This is a genomic window from Citrobacter sp. C5_2, assembly GCF_014596845.2.
Taxonomy (GTDB): domain Bacteria; phylum Pseudomonadota; class Gammaproteobacteria; order Enterobacterales; family Enterobacteriaceae; genus Citrobacter; species Citrobacter werkmanii.
Genome location: NZ_CP115032.1, coordinates 279,455 through 297,227 on the forward strand (window position 1 = coordinate 279,455; position 17,773 = coordinate 297,227).

Here is a 17,773-nt window from a genome sequence, read left to right on the forward strand (position 1 = left end):
TTGATATTATCTAACAGTATGATTTAGTGAATGTTTTGTTTCTTGTGATCATCGCCATTATGACTGGTGACAAGGGAAGATAAGGTGTTCAGGCACACGAAGATGCCAACCAAAGCTGGTTTAAGCAATATGACGAAATCAGAGCTTAAATTTGCCAAAGAGAAAGATATCTTCTTGGCTACCAGCACTACTGAATCTCGTTATCGATGAGCTTGTGCTAGTGAGATTTGGGGCATAAACGCGTTAGAAGAGGCAGTATATCGATGAGTCGATAAATAAAGGCCAGGGAACGATGCTCTGGCCTCTCAGCTTTTCTACAGTACGAACGCGTGTAGGTGGGTTTTCGACATTAACCCCTCATGGTGACGAATTCTTCTGCCGCCGTTGGGTGAATCGCAACGGTGTTATCGAAGTCTTTCTTCGTCGCGCCCATTTTCAGCGCCACCGCGAAGCCTTGCAGCATTTCGTCCATGCCAAAACCGATGCCATGAATACCAACAATCTTCTCTTCCGGACCCACGCAAACCAGCTTCATGCGGCATGGCTGGCGGTGTGAAGTCACGGCAGTGTACATCGCGGTAAACGAGGATTTATACACTTTCACCTGGTCATCGCCGTGCTGTTCGCGAGCCTGCTGCTCGGTTAAGCCCACGGTGCCAATTGGCGGGTGGCTGAAGACCACGGTCGGGATGTTGTTGTAGTCCAGATGCTCGTTCGGTTTGTTATTAAACAGACGCTCGGACAGGCGACGGCCCGCGGCAACGGCAACCGGCGTCAGCTCAACAGCACCGGTGTTATCGCCAACGGCATAAATCCCCGGCACGCTGGTGTTCTGGTATTTATCAACGACGATGTAGCCTTTTTCGTTGGTTTTCACGCCAGTAACGGCCAGGTTAAAGTTATCCGTGGCTGGTTCACGACCGATCGCCCAAATCAGGCAATCCACCGTTTCGCTACGGCCATCTTCCAGTTGCAGGGTCAGACTGCCGTCGGCGTTTTTAATGACCGCTTGCGGAATTGCGTGAGTATGCAGAGTCGGACCTTCGGTGTTCATCACCTCGACCAGCGTCTCGACGATCATCGGATCGAAGCTGCGCAGCGGCGCGTGTTTACGCACGAACAGGTGAGTTTCTGCGCCCAGGCCGTTAATCACGCCCGCCAGTTCAACGGCGATATAACCTGCGCCAACAACGGCTACACGTTTTGGCAGCGCTGGCAGCTCAAAGAAGCCATCGGAGTCGATACCGTATTCCACGCCTGGAATGTTCGGATGGCTCGGGCGCCCGCCGGTAGCGATCAAAATATGATCGGCAGTAATGGTTTCACCGTTCACTTCAATGGTTTTGGCATCAACGAAGCGGGCAAAGCCTTTAATCACATCAACGTTATTTTTACCCAGCACGTTGTCGTACGAGGTATGAATGCGATCGATATAGGCGGTACGGCTGGCGATCAGTTTATCCCAGTCGAACTTATTAATGGTGGTATCGAAACCGTAATCCGGGCCGTACATATGAATCGCTTCACGGATTTGTGCGGCATGCCACATCACTTTCTTCGGTACGCAGCCAACATTAACGCAGGTGCCGCCTAGCTCTTTGGCTTCAATCAGTGCGCATTTCTGGCCGTACATTGCCGCACGGTTAATGGAGGCAATACCGCCGCTGCCGCCGCCAATAGCGATGTAATCATAGTGCTTGGTCATGACCGCTCCTTCATGTTCATTGTAGGGCGGAGAAGCGTTACGCCATCCGCCAAAATATTCGCGATTGTATACCTGAAATTAAAAGGTTCCACCGATGGCTGCGATTACTCCGGCACGATCCAGCTTACGGAAGTGTGGCCGGTTCCTGCGGGAACTAGCTTGCTATGTAGCCACGGCAGGACGTTGTTCATCTGCTGCTCCAGCTTCCACGGCGGGTTAATCACAATCATGCCGGACGCCGTCATGCCGCGCTGATCGCTGTCCGGGCGCACCGCCAGCTCAATTTGCAGAATTTTGCGGATACCGGTGTCTTCCAGATCGTGGATCATGCGCTTGATTTGCTGGCGCAGGACCACCGGATACCACAGCGCATAGGTGCCCGTTGCGAAGCGTTTGTAGCCTTCATTAATGCCGGTCACTACCGCCTGGTAGTCGGTTTTGATTTCGTATGGCGGATCGATAAGGATCAGCCCGCGGCGGGAAACCGGCGGTAATTTTGCTTTTAGCTGTTGATAACCGTCAGCCTTGGCCACACGTGCGCGTTCATCTTTCTGAAATTCGCCGCGCAGCAAAGGAAAGTCGCTTGGGTGCAGCTCGGTTAATTGCAGGCTGTCCTGTTCGCGCAGCAACTGACGAGCAATTAACGGAGAGCCCGGGTAGTAGCGCAACTGGCCGCTACGGTTGAAATGCTGCACCACGGAAATATAGGGTTCAAGTTCGGCAGGCAAATCGTCCTGCTGCCAGATACGGGCGATACCTTCCAGGTATTCACCGGTACGTTCGGCATGCTCACTGCTCAACTGATAACGGCCAGCGCCAGCGTGGGTGTCCAGATAGAGAAACGGTTTTTCTTTCTCTTTGAGTGATTCAATGATCAGGCTCTGAACGGTGTGTTTAAGGACGTCGGCGTGGTTGCCTGCGTGATAACTGTGGCGATAACTGAGCATGGGTAATGAAATTCCGCTGAAATGACGATTTGCCACAGTTTACAGCAGATCGGCACAGATTACCCGTAGGCCCGGTAAGCGCAGCGCCACCGGGCGTCTTTCCGTCACGGTTAGCATTGAAATCCTCTACACTTAACCCCATTGTACAAATTAATATGCACAGCGCCGGATACGCGCTTCATTCACTCTTTTCAACAGGACCGCGCTAATGACCAATCCATTGCTGACTCCCTTCGAACTGCCGCCATTTTCTAAAATTCAGCCCGAACATGTTGTGCCTGCCGTTACTAAGGCGCTGAACGATTGTCGCGAAAACGTTGAGCGAGTCGTTGCGCAGGGCGCGCCGTACACCTGGGAAAATCTCTGCCAGAGGCTTGCGGAAGTGGACGATGTGCTGGGGCGTATTTTCTCTCCGGTCAGCCACTTGAACTCGGTGAAAAACAGCCCGGAACTGCGTGAAGCCTACGAGCAAACGCTGCCGCTGCTCTCCGAGTACAGCACCTGGGTTGGGCAACATGAAGGTCTGTACAAAGCGTACCGCGACCTGCGTGATGGCGACCATTACGCCACCCTGAACACTGCACAGAAAAAAGCGGTCGATAACGCGCTGCGTGATTTTGAACTGTCCGGTATCGGCCTGCCGAAAGAGAAACAGCAGCGCTACGGCGAAATCGCCACCCGTTTGTCCGAGCTGGGTAACCAGTACAGCAACAACGTGCTCGACGCCACCATGGGCTGGAGCAAGCTGGTGACCGACGAAGCTGAACTCTCCGGCATGCCGGAAAGCGCCCTGGCGGCGGCGAAAGCGCAGGCGGAAGCCAAAGAGCAGGAAGGCTACCTGCTGACCCTGGATATCCCAAGCTACCTGCCGGTCATGACCTACTGCGACAACCAGGCGCTGCGTGAAGAGCTGTACCGCGCCTACTCCACCCGCGCCTCCGATCAGGGGCCGAACGCGGGCAAGTGGGACAACACCCCGGTGATGGAAGAGATCCTCGCGCTGCGTCACGAGCTGGCGCAACTGTTGGGCTTCGAAAGCTACGCCTTTAAATCTCTGGCCACCAAAATGGCGGAAAACCCGCAGCAGGTGCTCGACTTCCTGACCGATCTGGCGAAACGCGCCCGTCCGCAGGGGGAAAAAGAGCTGGCCCAGCTGCGCGCCTTCGCCAAAGCCGAATGTGGCGTTGAAGAGCTGCAGCCGTGGGATATCGCGTACTACAGCGAGAAACAAAAACAGCATCTGTACAGCATCAGCGATGAACAACTGCGTCCGTACTTCCCGGAAAACAAAGCCGTTAACGGTCTGTTTGAAGTGGTAAAACGTATTTACGGTATCACCGCGAAAGAGCGTACCGATGTTGACGTGTGGAATCCGGAAGTGCGCTTCTTCGAACTGTATGACGAAAGCAACGAACTGCGCGGCAGCTTCTACCTCGACCTGTACGCCCGCGAACACAAACGCGGCGGGGCGTGGATGGACGACTGCGTCGGCCAGATGCGTAAATCAGACGGCACGCTGCAAAAACCGGTTGCCTATCTGACCTGTAACTTCAACCGCCCGGTGAACGGCAAACCGGCGCTGTTTACCCATGACGAAGTGATCACCCTGTTCCACGAATTTGGTCATGGCCTGCATCACATGCTGACCCGCATCGAAACTGCCGGTGTTTCCGGTATTAACGGCGTGCCGTGGGATGCGGTCGAACTGCCAAGTCAGTTTATGGAAAACTGGTGCTGGGAGCCGGAAGCGCTGGCGTTTATCTCCGGCCATTATGAAACCGGCGAACCGCTGCCGAAGGAACTGCTGGATAAAATGCTGGCGGCGAAAAACTATCAGGCGGCGCTGTTTATTCTGCGTCAGCTGGAGTTCGGCCTGTTCGACTTCCGCCTGCACGCGGAGTTTAACCCAGAGCAGGGGGCGAAAGTCCTTGAGACGCTGGCCGAAATTAAGAAACAGGTCGCCGTGGTGCCGGGCCCAACCTGGGGCCGCTTCCCGCACGCCTTCAGCCACATTTTTGCTGGCGGCTACGCAGCGGGTTACTACAGCTACCTGTGGGCCGACGTGCTGGCGGCGGACGCATTTTCCCGCTTTGAAGAAGAGGGCATCTTTAACCGTGAAACCGGTCGGTCGTTCCTCGATAGCATCCTGACTCGCGGTGGTTCGGAAGAGCCGATGACACTGTTCAAACGCTTCCGCGGCCGCGAACCTCAGCTCGACGCCATGCTGGCGCATTACGGCATCAAGGGCTGATTGTTCGCGTGAAAATTTGTTTACTGGATGAAACGGGCGCCGGAGACGGCGCCTTATCTGTTCTGGCCGCCCGCTGGGGGCTGGAGCATGATGAAGACAACCTGATGGCGCTGGTGATGACGCCGGAACATCTGGAATTGCGTAAGCGAGACGAACCGAAACTCGGCGGCATCTTCGTCGATTTTGTCGGCGGGGCAATGGCGCACCGGCGCAAGTTTGGTGGCGGTCGCGGCGAAGCGGTGGCGAAAGCCGTCGGCATTAAAGGCGATTATTTGCCGGACGTGGTCGATGCCACTGCCGGGCTGGGGCGAGATGCGTTTGTGCTGGCCTCCGTCGGCTGCCGTGTGCGGATGCTGGAACGCAATCCGGTGGTCGCTGCGTTACTCGATGACGGCCTGGCGCGTGGCTATGCCGATGCGGAAATTGGCGGCTGGCTTCAGGAACGTTTACAGCTGATCCATGCCTCGAGTCTGACAGCGTTAACCGATATTACGCCACGCCCGCAGGTGGTGTACCTCGATCCGATGTTCCCGCACAAGCAAAAAAGCGCGCTGGTTAAGAAAGAGATGCGTGTGTTTCAGTCGCTGGTGGGGCCGGATCTCGACGCTGACGGCTTGCTGGAACCGGCGCGTCAGCTAGCGACTAAACGTGTGGTGGTGAAACGCCCGGACTACGCGCCGCCGCTGGCTGACGTGGCCACGCCTAACGCAGTGGTGACCAAAGGGCATCGGTTTGATATTTATGCCGGAACCCCTCTGACGGAGTAACGGATTGCCCGATAGCGCTAAGCTTATCGGGCCTACGATTCTCAATTATTTGTAGGCCGGATAAGGCGGTAGCCGCATCCGGCACTGAGTATTACTGTTCGGTACTTGGCGTATTAATCATTCGGTTCAGCCATGGCACCATAATCGCCATCACTACCGTTACCGCCAGCGTCACCAGGCCTATCTTACTGAAGACATTGGTATAGATAGGCAGCGTTTGCAGTGGGTCGGTGATGTTTTCCGGTACTGCGGTGAACGTCGCGACATAACCTCCCATCAGGAAAGCGGCGGCCTGGGTCAGGAACCACATCCCAAGAATGAAGCCCATCAGGTGCTGCGGTACCAGCGCGGCGACCATCGCCAGTCCCAGGGCGCTAATCAGCAGTTCACCCAGACTCTGGAACAGATACACCAGCACGATAAACCACGGCGACGTCAGTCCCTGCGCATCGGCAAACCACATCCCGGCAGCGGCGGCGGTCAGGAAACCCAGCGAGCACAGGAACATACCGAGCGTAAACTTCATCGGCATGGTCAGGTCCTTACCTTTGTTTCCCAGACGGGTATAAATTGCGGCCAGTACCGGGCTTGCCACTACCACCCAGAACGGGTTCAGCGCCTGGAAGCTTACCGGGTTGATGGCGAAACCAAGAATTTCATGGTGTACGTTATTGATAGCAAAGAAGTTAAGTGACGTTGGCATCTGTGCGTACAGCACATAGAACACTACCGCTTCCAGCATCAGGATAAAAGCTACGAACATTTTGTTACGCCCGGTTTTATCCAGTTTGAAGGCCTGGCGGAAGAAGATGATCGTCACGGCAATCGACAGGACAATCAGCACCAGGTTGGCAATCTTCACGTTATGCATCAGCCAGGCGCAGATAAATATCGTCACTACCGTACCGGCCAGCACGCAGAATAGATTACGGAAATTCAGCGGCTTATGATCTGGCTCAGAACCGATATTCTTCACCATTCCACGGCAGGCAAAGTAGACCAGCAGTGCGACGATAAGCCCGGCCCCGCACAGGTTGTAGGTCACCGCGTAGCCAAACTTATCGGCAATCACCGGCGCCAGCGACAGCGACAGCAGCGAACCGATGTTAATCGACATATAAAACAGGGTGAAAGCGCCATCCAGTCGGGCGTCTTTCGGTGGATAGCATTTTGACAGCAGGCTTGCCGGGTTGGCTTTAAATAACCCGTTACCCACGGCAATGGTACCCAAAGCAATAAAGATCAGATCGGGCTTGAGCAGCGACATCCCGGTCATGAAGTAGCCGATCGCCAGCACAATCGCACCGAGTACCAGCGTGCGCTTGGTCCCTAACAGGTGGTCGCCGACGTAGCCGCCGATCGAGATCAGGCCGTAGACCAGTGCGGCAAAAGCACCAAAGGTGACGAATGCCTGTTCCTGAGAAAAACCGAGTTGCTTAACAAAAAATACCGCCAGGATGCCCTGAACGCCGTAATAGCCAAATCGTTCCCATAATTCCACAAAGAAGATCATGAAGAACGGACGAGGTTGCTGCAGCAAGCCCGTAGGTGCAGTTTTATTCATATTCCATCGCCTTTCAAAGCCATCCCGAAAAGTATGAACGCGTATACTTAAACGCGCCGAAAAAGTCTTATTTTGTTATAGACTGCGGCGATTAGCCGTGCGGGTAGAGTATTATACAGATAGTTTTCGATCCAATTAGTTGATCACACTAATTATGATTTATTTGTTGGGTTGATGTACTAATTGTGTCCGGATGATAAAAACAAAAACGCCCGCGCGGGCGGGCGTTTACAGGCTTTACTGTTTGCTGCGGGACGGGTTATCTCCCGGCGGCAAGCATTTTATGCTTCTTCGTCGTCACGCAACGGAACAATCAGCATGTCGACGTGGACGGTGTTGATCAGTTGACGTGCGGAGGACATCAGTTTGCTCCAGAAATCCTGGTGGTGACCACAAACGACCAGATCCATGTCGTATTTTTTGATGGCATCAACCAGAACCTGGCCCAGGTCGCCGCTACCGCTCAGGGTTTCGGTGATAGGGTAGCCTGCATTGGTGGACAGCTCGGTTAACGCGTGGTGGGTTTCTTCAGAAATACGTTTCTGCATGTCGCCCAGATTCACGTCGATTAGCCCGGTGTACAGGTCGGAATAGTTTACGTCAACGTGGATAAGGGAGACTTTAGCATTGTAAGGCCGCGCCATAGAGACCGCTTTTTCAACCAGAACTTTGCTTTCCGGAGAAAGATCAACCGCGATAAGAATGTGTTTATAAGCCATAGTGTTACTCCTTCCATAAGTTGTCGATGACTAGCCTGCTGGCGTTTATTTGCCGCCGCGTCATTCGCGTCCTGCGAACCTTATGCGCGGGGCTAGCCCAGTCGTAAAAACGTACCATATAAGGACTATCCTTACATTATAGCGACCAGGATAATCCGTCAATCCGCCTTGCTTGCCAAGCAGTTAAACAAATTTTTTAGTTAATTGCATTGATAGCGATTAACCTTCTGGCAAAAAAATTAACTGATCTCCTACACTATTTAGAGAGGCGCTCGGATGCGTGATACTAACACGAGCGGTTTCGGTAGCACTCTTCACTGAATGATTGGTAGGGTATCGGGGAGCGGTAGTCCCGGAAAGGAGTTCCGTGGGCGGGTCGCCGGGGAGGAGATATGATAAGCACCATTGCGTTGTTCTGGGCTTTGTGTGTCGTTTGCATTGTTAATATGGCGCGCTATTTTTCTTCGTTACGCGCACTGTTAGTGGTACTTCGTGGTTGCGATCCATTACTTTACCAGTATGTCGATGGTGGGGGATTTTTTACCTCGCATGGGCAACCCAACAAGCAGATGCGTCTAGTGTGGTATATCTACGCTCAGCGTTACCGCGATCACCATGATGATGAATTTATTCGCCGCTGTGAGCGGGTTCGCGGTCAGTTCATTCTTACCAGCGCGTTATGCGGACTGGTGCTAATCAGCATGGTTGCGCTGATTATCTGGCACTGATTACCAACGACAGATACAAAAAAAGCGGGTCAGTTTCCTGACCCGCTTTTTTACCGTGCATCCGCTTAGATAAGCTTCAGGGAGAGCCAGTACAGCACCCCGGAAAGAATAATCGCCGCCGGCAGGGTGAAGACCCAGGCCATCAGAATGCTGGTTACCGTCTTACGCTGTAAACCGCCGCCATCAACAACCATCGTTCCCGCAACGGAAGAGGAGAGAACGTGGGTGGTGGAAACGGGCATACCGGTGTAGCTGGCAAGACCGATAGAGACTGCGGCGGTCATCTGCGCCGACATCCCCTGGGCATAGGTCATGCCTTTCTTACCGATTTTCTCACCAATGGTGGTGGCTACGCGACGCCAGCCAATCATCGTACCAATACCCAGCGCCAGTGCGACGGCCATAATGATCCAGATAGGCGCGTACTCAATGGTGCTCAGCATGTCAGCTTTCAGTTTTTTCAGCAGACGTTGATCGTCAGCGCTTACGCCAGGCAATTTCACCACTTTATCCGTGGTATCAGAGATACACAGCATAATACGGCGCAGCTGGCCACGCTGTTCAACGCTTAACTTGTCGTAGGTTTCCAGATTCGCCAGCATACCTTTCGCACGCTCAAGCGCGTTGATGGTATTCGCTGGGTGGCAATGGAACTCTGTCGATGCCGTTGTGACCGTTTCCGTCGGGGACGGAATCAACTGGTCTACGCCAGTCGCCTGCTTGAGCAGGTCTGGGCGTTGCTGGAAGAAGACTTCGACGTTATTGATAGCATCGCGGGTACGGGTAATTTCGTAACCGGAAGCATTCATATTCACCACGAAACCTGCAGGCGCTACGCCAATCAGCACCAGCATCACCAGACCAATGCCTTTCTGGCCATCGTTCGCGCCGTGAGAAAACGCCACGCCGATAGCGGAGAGGATCAGTGCGATACGCGTCCAGAACGGCGGCTTTTTCTTGCCATCTTTCTTTTCACGTTCTGCTGGGGTCAGGTGGATACGGGCACGTTTTTTCGTACCACTCCAGTAGCGACGCAGAATGAATATAAGGCCGCCAGCAACCACCAGACCGACAATCGGCGAGATGATTAGCGAGGCAAAAATACCCATCACTTTCGGGATGTTAAGTGCGTCCACCACCGAGGTGCCATTCATCAACGCATTGGTTAAACCAATACCGATAATCGCGCCAATCAGCGTGTGGGAGCTGGATGCAGGTAAACCAAAGTACCAGGTACCCAGGTTCCAGATAATTGCCGCCAGCAGCATGGAGAACACCATGGCGAGGCCATGTGACGATCCCATATTTAGCAGCAGATCCGTTGGCAGCATATGCACGATGGCATACGCTACGCTGAGACCACCCAGCAAAACACCAAAGAAGTTGAACAACGCAGCCATGACCACCGCCAATTGCGAACGCATTGCACGGGTATAGATCACGGTTGCGACAGCATTGGCTGTGTCATGGAAGCCGTTAATTGCTTCATAGAACAGCACGAAAGCCAGAGCAAGCAATAGTAAAAGCCCGGTATGTAAATCCAGGCCAGCAAACAAATGTAGCATAGGACGTTACGCCATTTTGAGGACATGAACGCGGCGCATTATCAGTGACTTTGGCGGCGCGGGCAAAGTGAAATATAGAGTTTTTTTGATTTGTCTCCTGCTTTGTTTTACACCACTAAAGAATTATCCTATATATTTCAGATAAATACCCTTTATCGGTAGTTTGGTGCTGGTGCGACCACTGAGGAATCTTTACAATTCACCCCCGCTTTTTAGAGAGGATCGCAACGTGGAAAGGTTTGATACCGTTATTATAGGCGCTGGCGCAGCGGGTATGTTTTGTGCCGCGCAGGCAGGACAAGCAGGTAGCCGGGTACTGCTGATTGATAATGGTAAAAAGCCGGGACGCAAGATCCTCATGTCTGGCGGGGGACGCTGCAACTTTACCAATCTTTATGTCGAACCTGCCGCGTATTTGAGTCAAAACCCGCATTTTTGCAAATCGGCGCTGGCGCGTTATACGCAGTGGGATTTTATCGATCTGGTGGGCAAGCACGGCATCGCCTGGCACGAAAAAACGTTGGGTCAGCTGTTCTGCGACGATTCCGCCCAGCAAATTGTCGATATGCTGGTGGACGAGTGTGAAAGAGGTAACGTAACTATGCGGTTACGTAGCGAAGTCCTCAGCGTTGAGCGTGAGGGGGAAGATTTCATCTTGGCGCTGAACGGCATGACGGTCGGCACGAAAAAGCTGGTTATCGCCTCTGGTGGTCTTTCGATGCCGGGTCTGGGCGCGACGCCGTTTGGCTATAAAATTGCCGAACAATTCGGTCTGAACGTGTTGCCGACGCGCGCAGGTCTGGTGCCTTTCACCTTACACAAGCCGCTGCTGGAGCAGCTTCAGGTGCTCTCTGGCGTATCCGTTTCCTCCGTTATCACCGCCGAGGACGGCACCGTATTTCGTGAAAACCTGCTCTTTACGCACCGCGGGCTTTCTGGTCCGGCCGTGCTGCAGATTTCCAGTTTTTGGCAGCCAGGTGAATTTGTCAGCATTAATTTGTTGCCGGATGTTGACCTTGCGAGCTTCCTGGATGAACAACGCAGCGCCCACCCTAATCAGAGCTTAAAGAATACGCTTGCTATGCAGTTGCCAAAACGCCTGGTGGAATGTTTACAGCAGTTAGGGCAAATCCCGGATGTCTCGCTGAAACAGCTTAACGTGCGCGATCAGCAAACGCTGGTGGAGACCCTGACCGAGTGGCGGGTGCAGCCGAACGGTACGGAAGGGTATCGTACCGCTGAAGTCACGCTGGGCGGCGTGGATACCAACGAGCTGTCATCGCGCACGATGGAAGCCCGTAAAGTGCCAGGACTCTATTTTATTGGTGAAGTGATGGACGTCACCGGCTGGCTGGGTGGATACAACTTCCAGTGGGCATGGTCGAGCGCCTGGGCGTGCGCGCAGGATTTGGTCTCTGGTGAGTGAATTTGTTTACCGCTGTTACAAGGAACTGACTCAGGCATGCGTTTCTTAACTCCGGGAATGATAAGATAATCAGTTAAAAATCGCACAGATAAGAGAACGGGAGGCACATGGTTATTCCTGAGGTAAAACAGGAGCGGCTCTATCAAAAGATAGCCAATCTCATCATTAAGCTCATCAACGATAGTATTTTTCCGCCAGGAAGCTTCTTGCCCCCTGAACGTGAACTGGCGAAGCAACTTGGCGTGAGTCGCGCCTCGCTCAGAGAAGCGCTGATTGTGCTGGAGATCTCAGGATGGATCACCATCCAGTCCGGTAATGGCGTTATTGTTACTGATAAAAAGCATTCCGCCAGTGATTATACGGTTGAAGAAATACTCTATTCGCGAGAGTTGGTTGACAGTCATTGCGCGCGTCTTGCTGCAGAAGCAGGCAAAGATGAACTTATTAGTCAGCTTGAAGCGCTGCACCTCAGCATGGAAAAAGCCATTAGTGAAAACAATGTCCATGTTTTTTACTCCCTCGATAAGCAGTTCCATTTAACGGTATCTGAAGCCAGCCAGAACCGCGTACTGCTTGATATGTCGCGAATGCTGTGGGAACAACGCGTTAACATCCCGTATGCCGGACTGGACAAGCGTTCCGGCAATCGGGATGTATTAACCAGCATGAATACTCAGCATAAAGCGATTGTGGATGCGATCCGCCAGGCTGATGCTGACGGTGCTTACCAAAAATCACTGGAACATCTGGCTTATGTCAGACAGATCGTGGGTCTTTGAAGTAAAATATTTAATGATTTAGAGCGGCTACCGCTGCACGTGCTCCTACGCTGTGCAATTGCTGACAGGCAGCGGTTACGCGTTTGATAAAGTCTGTGTTATCGCTCAAATCCGTCCCAAAAATGGTGTCGATTGTCAGCAGCGCCCGCACACGCTCTTCAGGTGACTGATATTGCTGATTTATCGCCTGATACCGTGCCGCCAGAGGGTCCACCACATCAATCGGATTGTTTTTTTCATCCACACCGCTGACGTAGCGCATCCAGGCTGCGACACCCAGAGCCAGATGACGGTAATCTTCCCCTCGTGCCAGATGCAGCCGAATGGGATCCAGCAAACGCTGCGGTAATTTCTGGCTGCCATCCATCGCAATTTGCCAGGTTCGGTGCTTCAGTGCTGGATTAGTAAAGCGCGCGATAAGCAATTCCGCATAACCTGCCAGGTCTGTACCTTCAGGCATCGACAGCGTTGGGGCCTGTTCGTCAAGCATTAACGCCAGCGCAGCGTTGCGATACGCCGGGTTTGTCATCGTATCGGCAATCGTCTCATAGCCGCCCAGATAACCGAGGTAGGCGAGGAATGAGTGACTGCCGTTGAGCATACGCAGTTTCATCATTTCAAACGGCACCACATCTTCCACAAACTGTGCGCCCGCGCGATCCCAGTCCGGACGTCCATTAACAAAGTTATCTTCGATAACCCACTGGCGGAATGGCTCGCAGGCAATGGCACAGGGATCGTAAACGCCAAGCTGTTCGGCGATTTGCCCTAACGTCTCTTCTGTTGCTGCTGGAACGATGCGGTCTACCATCGTGCATGGGAACGTTGCCTGTTCGGCAATCCACTCAGCCAGGTGCGGATCGCGCTCGGCGGCCAAACCCAGGACAGCGGTTTTTGCGACGTGGCCATTTTCCCGCACGTTATCGCAGGACAGCACAGTAAAAGCGTTCAATCCCTGCTGGCGGCGTAGCGCGAGGGCTTCAACGATATAACCAATTGCTGATTTGGGGGACTGTGGGTGGGCAATGTCGTGCTGGATAAACGGATGATTCAGATCCAGCTCGCCGCTGGCGGCATCTGTGCAATATCCTTTTTCGGTGATGGTCAGCGAAACGATGGCAGTTTCTGGACGTGCCATTGCGTGGATAATGGCTTCACAACCGTCAAATTCAGGATGCAGCGCTTCTTTCATCGAGCCAATGATTTTAAGCTCTGTCGTTTGTGCGCCGCGTTCGGCAACGGTGTACAGCAGATCCTGCGCCTTCAGGTTTTGAATCAGTGTGGCATCGTTTCCGGGCATCAGGTTGACCTCACATATGCCCCAGTCGCTGTCACTGCTTTCCAGCAAATGATGTGTATAGAGTGCCTGATGGGCGCGGTGAAAAGCGCCGCAACCAAGATGCACGATGCGCGAAACGAGGCGTGAACGATCCCTGCGTGGGCGTGGGGTGGAAATCTGTGCAGTGGCGAGATTATTGTCCATGACAAACTCCTGTCATTGATGATCTTCTTTGATAATGCGCTATCAAAGACTGGTGCTGACTGAAAGTGAAAACCGCATGGCGGGGATACCATGCGGCAATGTGGTTACTGACTGAAGAAGGCGCGCTGGATAGCCAGTTCAACGCCGCGTACTTCAGCCAGGCCCTTAAGGCGACCAATAGCGGAATACCCTGGGTTAGTTTTCTTTTTCAGGTCATCAAGCATTTGATGACCATGGTCGGGTCGCATGGGGATAAGTGAGGCGTTGCCTTCAGCTTTACGCCGCTGTTCTTCTTCGACTATCGCTTTCACTACGCTGTACATATCGACATCACCGGAGAGATGTGCTGCCTCATGGAAGGTTTTGGGATTCTCTTCGCGTTGTGTGGAACGCAGGTGCGTAAAGTAAATTCGCGGACCGAACTGTTTGATCATCTCAACCAGATCGTTGTCTGCGCGAACGCCGTAAGATCCGGTACACATCGTAAAGCCGTTGGCCGCACTGTTTACGGTATCCACCATCCACTGCATATCTTCTATAGTAGAAACGATGCGCGGCAGGCCAAGAATCGGGCGCGGTGGATCGTCAGGATGAACCGCCATTCGTACTCCTACCTCTTCAGCTACTGGGATAATGGCTTTCAGGAACCAGGCGAAATTTTCCCGTAGGGCCGCTTTGTCGATATCTTTATAGGTTGCAAGGTGGCTACGGAATTGGTCCAGGGTATATCCTTCCTCGGCACCTGGCAGACCGGCAATGATATTGCGCGTCAGCCGGGCTTTGTCCTCTTCGCTCATATCCGCAAAACGCTGGTGAGCCTGGGCAATTTCCTCTGCGTTGTAGTCCGCTTCCGCACCAGGGCGCTTGAGGATATGCAATTCAAATGCGGCAAACTCAATCTGGTCAAAGCGCAGAGCCTTTGAACCGTCGGGTAGCACATACTCCAGGTCGGTACGGGTCCAGTCCAGAACCGGCATGAAGTTGTAGCACACAGTAAAGATGCCGCATTGGGCGAGATTGCGCAGCGTCTGCTGGTAATTCTTGATCCACAGATCGTACTGGCCCGTGTGGGTCTTGATGTCTTCATGGATCGGCACGCTTTCCACGACCGACCAGACCAGACCGGCTTTTTCTACGATCTCTTTGCGTTTGAGAATTTCTTCTACGGACCAGACTTCACCGTTTGGAATATGGTGCAGCGCAGTTACCACACCCGTTGCACCAGCTTGACGAACATCGGACAACGATACGGGATCGTTTGGGCCATACCAACGCCAGGTTTGTTCCATCGCTTTATCTCCTGGAAAAATTAATGAAAGGTCGCATTGATCTTCAGATAGCGTTCCGGGTATTGATCAAGTTCCTTCACGGCGTCAGGCACATCATCAATATTCACTACCTTGCTGACGACATCCGCGGGATTAATGTTCAGCGTGGCCAGCATTTGTAACGCCTCTTCGAATTCACCTGCACTGGTACGCGATCCGCGCAGATCCAGTTCCTTAAACGTGATCAGGTTAGTGGGTAACGATGTCTCCTGTTTTGGCCAGCCGGTGAAAGCAATACGACCTGCAAATGACGCAAGATCCAGAGTTTCGCGAATTGCACTGTTGGCGCCAGATGCTTCGACTACAACCTGCGCCATCGTCCCCTGCGTGATCTCTTTGATCGCCTCAATAACCCGGATGTTCGACGGATTGATGACGTAAGGCACGCCCAGTGATTTTGCGTACTGAAGTCGTTCGTCCACGATATCGATCAGAATGGGTGTCGCACCGTAGCGCAATGCGCTCAGTGCCGCCATCAGGCCAATCGCACCGGCACCAATAATGGCGATATGCTCTCCGGCCGTCAGTTTGGCGCGATGTAGCGCATGCAGTGCGATAGTCAGTGGTTCAGCTAACGGAGCCATCTCTGAGGCGACATCATCAGGGATTTTGTGAATTAAATGTGCGGGGTGAGCAACCACCTCCTGCATTGCGCCATCAATATGTACGCCAATTACTTTTAGATTTTCACAACAATTTGTTCTGCCTACTGAGCAAGGGTAGCAATGACCACAATAAATATAAGGATCAACAATAACGCGATCACCTTCTTTAATATTTGCTGGCATGCCCTTGCCTTGTTGAATAACAATGCCTGTGACTTCATGTCCAATAATACGTGGATAGGTTACTAATGGGTTAGTGCCACGAAATGCACCAATATCAGAACCACATATCCCAGCAGCATCAACTTTTATTAGTACTTCATTATCTTTCTTTTCTGGATAATCAACCCAACGGGTTTCAATTTCACCAGGTTTATTGATGTAAACAGCTTTGACTTTCATTTGTTTTTAATCCTTTATTTTTGACAAATACGAATACCAGACAGCTGGAAACAATCGCAATAGCCCCAGCCAGATAGAATGCGTAATCATATTTACCGCTAAACTGGACAATAAACCCGGTGACCAGAGGGCCAATAATTCCGGATATATTTGCCAGTCCATGCATGGCACCACCGACGCTGCCCACTTTATCTTTGTGCACGACATCCTGAATAACTGCCCAATATATAGGTCCAGTCAAATACAGCAGGAATAACGAGACTGACATCAGTCCAACGGCACTGCCGATAGTCGTAACCGTTCCTGAAACCGCCACACATATCGCCGCGCCAGCCAGGCAAACACCGAGAATAAGACGGCGAGAAAGTAGGGCATTTCCTGTAATGCGATAGATAAAATCAGAACATACTCCGCCCAATACCATACCGATCGCGCCAATTACCCACGGGATGACGGTTGCAATACTAATTTCTTTAATATCAAGGTGTAGAGAGTGGTTAAGATAGCTTGGAAACCAGGTCAGGAAGAAAAAGAGTATGTAGTTATAACTGAAGAAGGCCAGTGTCGTTGCCCACACCATAGGCTGCTTCATGTAGTAACCGAGAGAAGGCATCGCTTTACCGTCATCCGCTAAAATGATGTCATCATGGTTTTCAAAATCGACACGTTCTTCCGGGGCGAGGTGTTTACTTTTTGAAGGTTTATCACTGGCAGTGAAATACCATAGTAATACCCAGACTAAACCGAACAGGAAAATGATACCGAATGCCGGACGCCAGCCTAATGAAAGCGCCAGCATGCCAACTACCGGACCAGAAATCGCGCCACCTAACGGTGAACCTGCGCTAAAAATACCAATCGCAGTTGCAGATTCCTTGCGTGAAATCCAGTTATTGATGATTTTATTTCCGGCCGCGCTGACCGGTCCTTCAGCCATGCCGAATAACACGCGAACAGCCAGCATAGTCCATAAGCCAGTAACCAGACTGGTCATCCCACAAAATAATGACCAGAGTAACGCGGCGACCAGAAATACTGTCTTGGGGCCAAATCTGTCACTGGCCCAGCCACCGATAAAGTTAAATAGAGCATAACCAACAAAGAATGCGCTGAATATCATACCCATCTCAGCAGCATTGAATCCTAATTCCTTTTCGATGAGTGGAGCGGTGATCGACAATGCTGAACGATCCATATAGTTAAGCATGTAAACTATAAAAAGAAGAAAAACGATAAGCCATCCCATTGTTTTTCTTTTCATGATATATCCTCTTATTGTGGTCTAGCGGCCTGACCACAATATTTAAAACCTATTTTAAGATCACCATTCTTTTGATGTTAATGTGATCAACATAACGAAAAATAAGTTTTTTAAATGATTAATATCAAATGTTTTTGCAGTTATCTATATGAATTTTAATGCTTTTGTTTTGGTGGTGGAGTTTAGAGTAAAAGCGAATTTCGTATTCAAAACCCATTTTTGATGAATATTGCAATAACGTTG

14 protein-coding genes are annotated in these 17,773 nt (G+C 52.0%); 5 read left to right on the forward strand and 9 right to left on the reverse strand.

The features are described 5' to 3' along the window. Window positions 1-349: 349 nt before the first annotated feature. Together gorA and ICA20_RS01345 are read right to left on the reverse strand one after the other, a co-directional pair. Window positions 350-1,705: a glutathione-disulfide reductase gene (gene gorA, locus ICA20_RS01340; RefSeq protein WP_038635091.1), complete on the reverse strand. Its 1,356-nt coding sequence runs from the start codon at window positions 1,703-1,705 to the stop codon at window positions 350-352. 104 nt (window positions 1,706-1,809) lie between these two features. Further along, window positions 1,810-2,652 (reverse strand): 23S rRNA (adenine(2030)-N(6))-methyltransferase RlmJ, encoded by an 843-nt coding sequence (locus ICA20_RS01345; protein WP_038635089.1) that lies wholly within the window; start codon window positions 2,650-2,652, stop codon window positions 1,810-1,812. 208 nt (window positions 2,653-2,860) lie between these two features. On the opposite strand from ICA20_RS01345, the gene prlC reads away from it, so the two are divergent. Both prlC and rsmJ read left to right on the forward strand, forming a co-directional pair. Beyond that, window positions 2,861-4,903 carry an oligopeptidase A gene (gene prlC, locus ICA20_RS01350; RefSeq protein ID WP_051594491.1) on the forward strand — a complete coding sequence of 681 codons (2,043 nt, stop codon included), beginning with the start codon at window positions 2,861-2,863 and terminating at the stop codon, window positions 4,901-4,903. Window positions 4,904-4,911: 8 nt separating this feature from the next. Continuing rightward, window positions 4,912-5,670: a 16S rRNA (guanine(1516)-N(2))-methyltransferase RsmJ gene (rsmJ, locus tag ICA20_RS01355; RefSeq protein WP_038635086.1), complete on the forward strand. Its 759-nt coding sequence runs from the start codon at window positions 4,912-4,914 to the stop codon at window positions 5,668-5,670. 91 nt (window positions 5,671-5,761) lie between these two features. Here rsmJ and dtpB read toward each other — a convergent pair whose 3' ends face one another. Together dtpB and uspA are read right to left on the reverse strand one after the other, a co-directional pair. Then, entirely contained in the window at window positions 5,762-7,234 is a 1,473-nt protein-coding gene (gene dtpB, locus ICA20_RS01360; protein ID WP_038635084.1) for a dipeptide/tripeptide permease DtpB, read from the reverse strand. Window positions 7,235-7,515: 281 nt separating this feature from the next. Then, window positions 7,516-7,953 carry a universal stress protein UspA gene (gene uspA / locus ICA20_RS01365; protein WP_003023368.1) on the reverse strand — a complete coding sequence of 146 codons (438 nt, stop codon included), beginning with the start codon at window positions 7,951-7,953 and terminating at the stop codon, window positions 7,516-7,518. Window positions 7,954-8,345: 392 nt separating this feature from the next. Here uspA and uspB point away from each other — a divergent pair, with 392 nt between their 5' ends. Further along, window positions 8,346-8,681: a universal stress protein UspB gene (gene uspB, locus ICA20_RS01370; protein ID WP_003023371.1), complete on the forward strand. Its 336-nt coding sequence runs from the start codon at window positions 8,346-8,348 to the stop codon at window positions 8,679-8,681. A gap of 65 nt (window positions 8,682-8,746) precedes the next feature. On the opposite strand, the gene pitA is transcribed toward uspB, so the two are convergent. Continuing rightward, window positions 8,747-10,246: an inorganic phosphate transporter PitA gene (gene pitA / locus ICA20_RS01375; RefSeq protein WP_038635082.1), complete on the reverse strand. Its 1,500-nt coding sequence runs from the start codon at window positions 10,244-10,246 to the stop codon at window positions 8,747-8,749. 229 nt (window positions 10,247-10,475) lie between these two features. Here pitA and ICA20_RS01380 point away from each other — a divergent pair, with 229 nt between their 5' ends. Further along, the gene (locus tag ICA20_RS01380; protein WP_038635079.1) at window positions 10,476-11,672 is read left to right on the forward strand and encodes an NAD(P)/FAD-dependent oxidoreductase; all 1,197 of its coding nucleotides are present in this window, start codon (window positions 10,476-10,478) and stop codon (window positions 11,670-11,672) included. A gap of 107 nt (window positions 11,673-11,779) precedes the next feature. Continuing rightward, complete coding sequence (locus ICA20_RS01385; protein ID WP_038635077.1) at window positions 11,780-12,451, forward strand: FadR/GntR family transcriptional regulator; 672 nt, start codon at window positions 11,780-11,782, stop codon at window positions 12,449-12,451. Window positions 12,452-12,461: 10 nt separating this feature from the next. Here the strand turns inward: ICA20_RS01385 and ICA20_RS01390 are convergent, their stop codons facing one another. The 4 genes from ICA20_RS01390 to ICA20_RS01405 form a co-directional block, all read right to left on the reverse strand. Continuing rightward, window positions 12,462-13,934 carry a fructuronate reductase gene (locus ICA20_RS01390; protein WP_038635074.1) on the reverse strand — a complete coding sequence of 491 codons (1,473 nt, stop codon included), beginning with the start codon at window positions 13,932-13,934 and terminating at the stop codon, window positions 12,462-12,464. 104 nt (window positions 13,935-14,038) lie between these two features. Next, on the reverse strand, window positions 14,039-15,223 hold the full coding sequence (gene uxuA, locus ICA20_RS01395; RefSeq protein ID WP_038635071.1) for a mannonate dehydratase: 1,185 nt from the start codon (window positions 15,221-15,223) through the stop codon (window positions 14,039-14,041). Window positions 15,224-15,243: 20 nt separating this feature from the next. After that, window positions 15,244-16,269 (reverse strand): alcohol dehydrogenase catalytic domain-containing protein, encoded by a 1,026-nt coding sequence (locus tag ICA20_RS01400; RefSeq protein WP_038635069.1) that lies wholly within the window; start codon window positions 16,267-16,269, stop codon window positions 15,244-15,246. Further along, window positions 16,241-17,530, reverse strand: a complete 1,290-nt coding sequence (locus tag ICA20_RS01405; protein WP_038635066.1) for an MFS transporter — start codon at window positions 17,528-17,530, stop codon at window positions 16,241-16,243. Before ICA20_RS01405 ends, ICA20_RS01400 begins: the two co-directional genes overlap by 29 nt. Between the last annotated feature and the right edge of the window lie 243 nt (window positions 17,531-17,773).

What these genes read in the sequence shown, in the direction of transcription:
- ICA20_RS01385 (WP_038635077.1), top strand. Translation starts at nt 11,780, where the DNA reads ATGGTTATTCCTGAGGTAAAACAGGAGCGGCTCTATCAAAAGATAGCC.
- pitA (WP_038635082.1), bottom strand. Translation starts at nt 10,246, where the DNA reads ATGCTACATTTGTTTGCTGGCCTGGATTTACATACCGGGCTTTTACTA.
- uspB (WP_003023371.1), top strand. Translation starts at nt 8,346, where the DNA reads ATGATAAGCACCATTGCGTTGTTCTGGGCTTTGTGTGTCGTTTGCATT.
- ICA20_RS01390 (WP_038635074.1), bottom strand. Translation starts at nt 13,934, where the DNA reads ATGGACAATAATCTCGCCACTGCACAGATTTCCACCCCACGCCCACGC.
- ICA20_RS01405 (WP_038635066.1), bottom strand. Translation starts at nt 17,530, where the DNA reads ATGAAAAGAAAAACAATGGGATGGCTTATCGTTTTTCTTCTTTTTATA.
- gorA (WP_038635091.1), bottom strand. Translation starts at nt 1,705, where the DNA reads ATGACCAAGCACTATGATTACATCGCTATTGGCGGCGGCAGCGGCGGT.
- uxuA (WP_038635071.1), bottom strand. Translation starts at nt 15,223, where the DNA reads ATGGAACAAACCTGGCGTTGGTATGGCCCAAACGATCCCGTATCGTTG.
- dtpB (WP_038635084.1), bottom strand. Translation starts at nt 7,234, where the DNA reads ATGAATAAAACTGCACCTACGGGCTTGCTGCAGCAACCTCGTCCGTTC.
- prlC (WP_051594491.1), top strand. Translation starts at nt 2,861, where the DNA reads ATGACCAATCCATTGCTGACTCCCTTCGAACTGCCGCCATTTTCTAAA.
- ICA20_RS01400 (WP_038635069.1), bottom strand. Translation starts at nt 16,269, where the DNA reads ATGAAAGTCAAAGCTGTTTACATCAATAAACCTGGTGAAATTGAAACC.
- uspA (WP_003023368.1), bottom strand. Translation starts at nt 7,953, where the DNA reads ATGGCTTATAAACACATTCTTATCGCGGTTGATCTTTCTCCGGAAAGC.
- ICA20_RS01345 (WP_038635089.1), bottom strand. Translation starts at nt 2,652, where the DNA reads ATGCTCAGTTATCGCCACAGTTATCACGCAGGCAACCACGCCGACGTC.